Raw genomic sequence first — 2424 nt, forward strand, 5'->3', positions numbered from 1 at the left:
GTCATAAAGCTTTTTTGCATTTTCAGGATGGAGTCTTACACATCCGTGTGAAGCTTTGTATCCAAGACTTCGCACATATTCCGTACCATGGATCGCATATCCTTCTTTGAAAAATACCGAATAGGGCATTGGCGAATTATAGAATTGTTTTGAAAAATGCATTTTTGCCGTATGGTATGGTTTATATTCGCCGGTAGGTGTTGCATATCCATCGGCTGCAGTAGAAACAAACCATGAATAGATCAATGTATCACCTTTATAAATATCCATGACCTGTTCAGAGAGATCGACCTTGACGAAAACATCTCCGGACAGTGACGGTATCTGGCGTTCAATGGCTTTCATCTGCGCATCTTTTTGCTGCTGCATACGGACAAGTGCATCTTTTTTCTGTTGCAGCTTCACCTCTTTGGCCTGATACTCTTTGATCAGATTTTCATAAGCGCGGATGCGACTATGGTTAAAATACTTTTTTTGCTCTTCAGCAAGTTTCTCTTTGAGCAAAATATTTTGCTTATGCACGATATATAACTCTCTCTCCGTATCCATCATCTGTTTTCTGTCATCTTGAATGTTCGCTGACAGTGAAGAAATAATGCATACTGGTATCCAAAGCAGTGATTTTTTTAAAAAAGAATACTTTTTCATTGACTGTTAATTTCCCTGGTAATAATTTTTGGAATTATACATACAATTATTAAAATTATTACTATTGATTAAGTGCCATAGGTATGTTATGATTGTAATGAAATACAAACTTGATCTTCGGCTTTATTTGAGGGTTGATAGAAATGAAATTCGGATAGCATACAGCTTATTCATAAAATGGGGAAAATATGCATCAATATACGCGCTGGCTTATGATACTGCTCTCTTTGTCTCTTTTTTCTGTAGGGTGCAGCAAGCCTTCTGAGCCCGATGTAAAGAAGACTAAAGCGAAAGCTTCTTTTGAAAATAGATACAATGATGAAAAGTACCGTGTGGACAAAAATGCCAAAGTTGAAATCGGCATTGCTTCGTACTATGCGAATGCCATGAATGGACGGCGTACAGCAAGCGGTGAGATATATGATACCAAAAAGTATACTGCAGCGCATCGTTCACTGCCCCTTGGAACAATGGTACGTGTCACCATGCTTCAAAATGGGAAAAGTGTGATAGTCAAGGTGAATGACAGAGGATCCTATGTCAAAGGCAGGGTGATCGATCTTTCCTGGGCCTCTGCTCAGAAGCTGGGACTCATCCGTGCAGGTATTGCAAAAGTCAAGATAGAAAAACTGGAAAAAATGTATTAGTATATATAGTTCAGGTATGTAATTAGAACGTTGTTTCTGTGTCTAATTATACTAAATACTTCTAAATAGGCAGATCGAACTGCCTATTTGCTGCTACTTCTTGTAGCATAATATTTATATACTCCATATAGACTTATCATTATCCAGAAGAATTCAATTAATACCGAGGCGAGATTCCAGTTATACATCAGTGAATAAAAGATCATGATAGAGCCAAGTGTATTTAGGAGTGAAAAAGAAAGTCCTTTTGAGTCGATCTTCTCTACTTGCAGCATGAAATAGGCCCCTACAACGATCATCACACCGATACTGCCAATCATATCTATGATACTTATCTCTTGAATGGTAGGCTCCTTCTGTTCACAAAACGGATAGTTTGTTCTTTGTGTATTTTTCAGCTGAGTCATCTTTGATCACTGCGGATCCAGCTACTTGCCTGTCATCAACCTCACTAACAGCTTCCGATGAGAGTCTCTTTTAAAAATATGTGTATCTTACAGCATTAGCGGGTAGATTATTCTTAACCATTGTGTGAAAAGTACCGACACGGCACAGAACCTCCGGGAATTTTTTTACATAGTGGCGATCAAAGAAGTATAGGTAGAGACTCCACGGACTTGCTACGGGTAGTTTCGTCCCATCTTCTTTATCAAATCTCACAGAGACAGCCCCTTTACCTGTACGCTAGGTATTTTTGCTATAATCCAAGCAAACAGCAAAGGAAAGAACTATGGATGAATCATTAAACGTGCTAGGTGAACCGTTGGAACCCTGCAGCCTCAACCCGCTCACAGGCTTTCACAGAGACGGTTCGTGCAATACAGGCGACCACAACCCGGCGGTCCATGCGGTTTGCATTTATGCAACGAAGGAGTTTCTGGAGTATTCCAAGAGAGTGGGGAATGACCTTTCCACCCCTATGCCGCAGTACAATTTTGCAGGGGTACAGCCTGGTCAGAGCTGGTGCCTTGGCGGACACTCTTTTGTCAAAGCCGTACAGGACGGCATGGCGCCGCAGATCTTTATACACGCGACACACCAAAAGATGCTGGAACTGATAGACCTGGAAACCCTCAAAAAGTACGCGATAGATCTATAGCGTGAGTTCATAGACCCACTGCTGCAGGTC

Annotated in this window: 4 protein-coding genes; 2 read left to right on the top strand and 2 right to left on the bottom strand. The window is 40.8% G+C overall.

Translation table 11 applies throughout. The annotated features are described in order from the left end of the window. Positions 1-648, bottom strand: a 648-nt coding sequence (locus VIM88_RS06385) for a L,D-transpeptidase (protein ID WP_331862055.1), incomplete at its 3' end; no start/stop codon positions are given. Positions 649-836: 188 nt separating this feature from the next. Here VIM88_RS06385 and VIM88_RS06390 point away from each other — a divergent pair. Next, positions 837-1295, top strand: coding sequence for a septal ring lytic transglycosylase RlpA family protein (locus VIM88_RS06390; protein ID WP_331862056.1), 459 nt, complete (start codon positions 837-839; stop codon positions 1293-1295). Positions 1296-1378: 83 nt separating this feature from the next. Here VIM88_RS06390 and VIM88_RS10220 read toward each other — a convergent pair whose 3' ends face one another. Continuing rightward, complete coding sequence (locus VIM88_RS10220; protein ID WP_414717478.1) at positions 1379-1702, bottom strand: CBU_0592 family membrane protein; 324 nt, start codon at positions 1700-1702, stop codon at positions 1379-1381. 323 nt (positions 1703-2025) lie between these two features. On the opposite strand from VIM88_RS10220, the gene VIM88_RS06395 reads away from it, so the two are divergent. After that, positions 2026-2394, top strand: coding sequence for a DUF2237 domain-containing protein (locus VIM88_RS06395; protein WP_331862057.1), 369 nt, complete (start codon positions 2026-2028; stop codon positions 2392-2394). Positions 2395-2424 lie beyond the last annotated feature (30 nt).

Origin of the sequence: Sulfurovum sp. (genome assembly GCF_036568385.1) — a bacterium.
In the GTDB taxonomy this organism is placed as follows: Bacteria; Campylobacterota; Campylobacteria; order Campylobacterales; family Sulfurovaceae; genus Sulfurovum.

Bases quoted from the DNA above. Each gene is read 5' to 3' on its own strand.
- VIM88_RS06390 (WP_331862056.1), top strand. From the start codon at position 837: ATGCATCAATATACGCGCTGGCTTATGATACTGCTCTCTTTGTCTCTT.
- VIM88_RS10220 (WP_414717478.1), bottom strand. From the start codon at position 1,702: ATGACTCAGCTGAAAAATACACAAAGAACAAACTATCCGTTTTGTGAA.
- VIM88_RS06395 (WP_331862057.1), top strand. From the start codon at position 2,026: ATGGATGAATCATTAAACGTGCTAGGTGAACCGTTGGAACCCTGCAGC.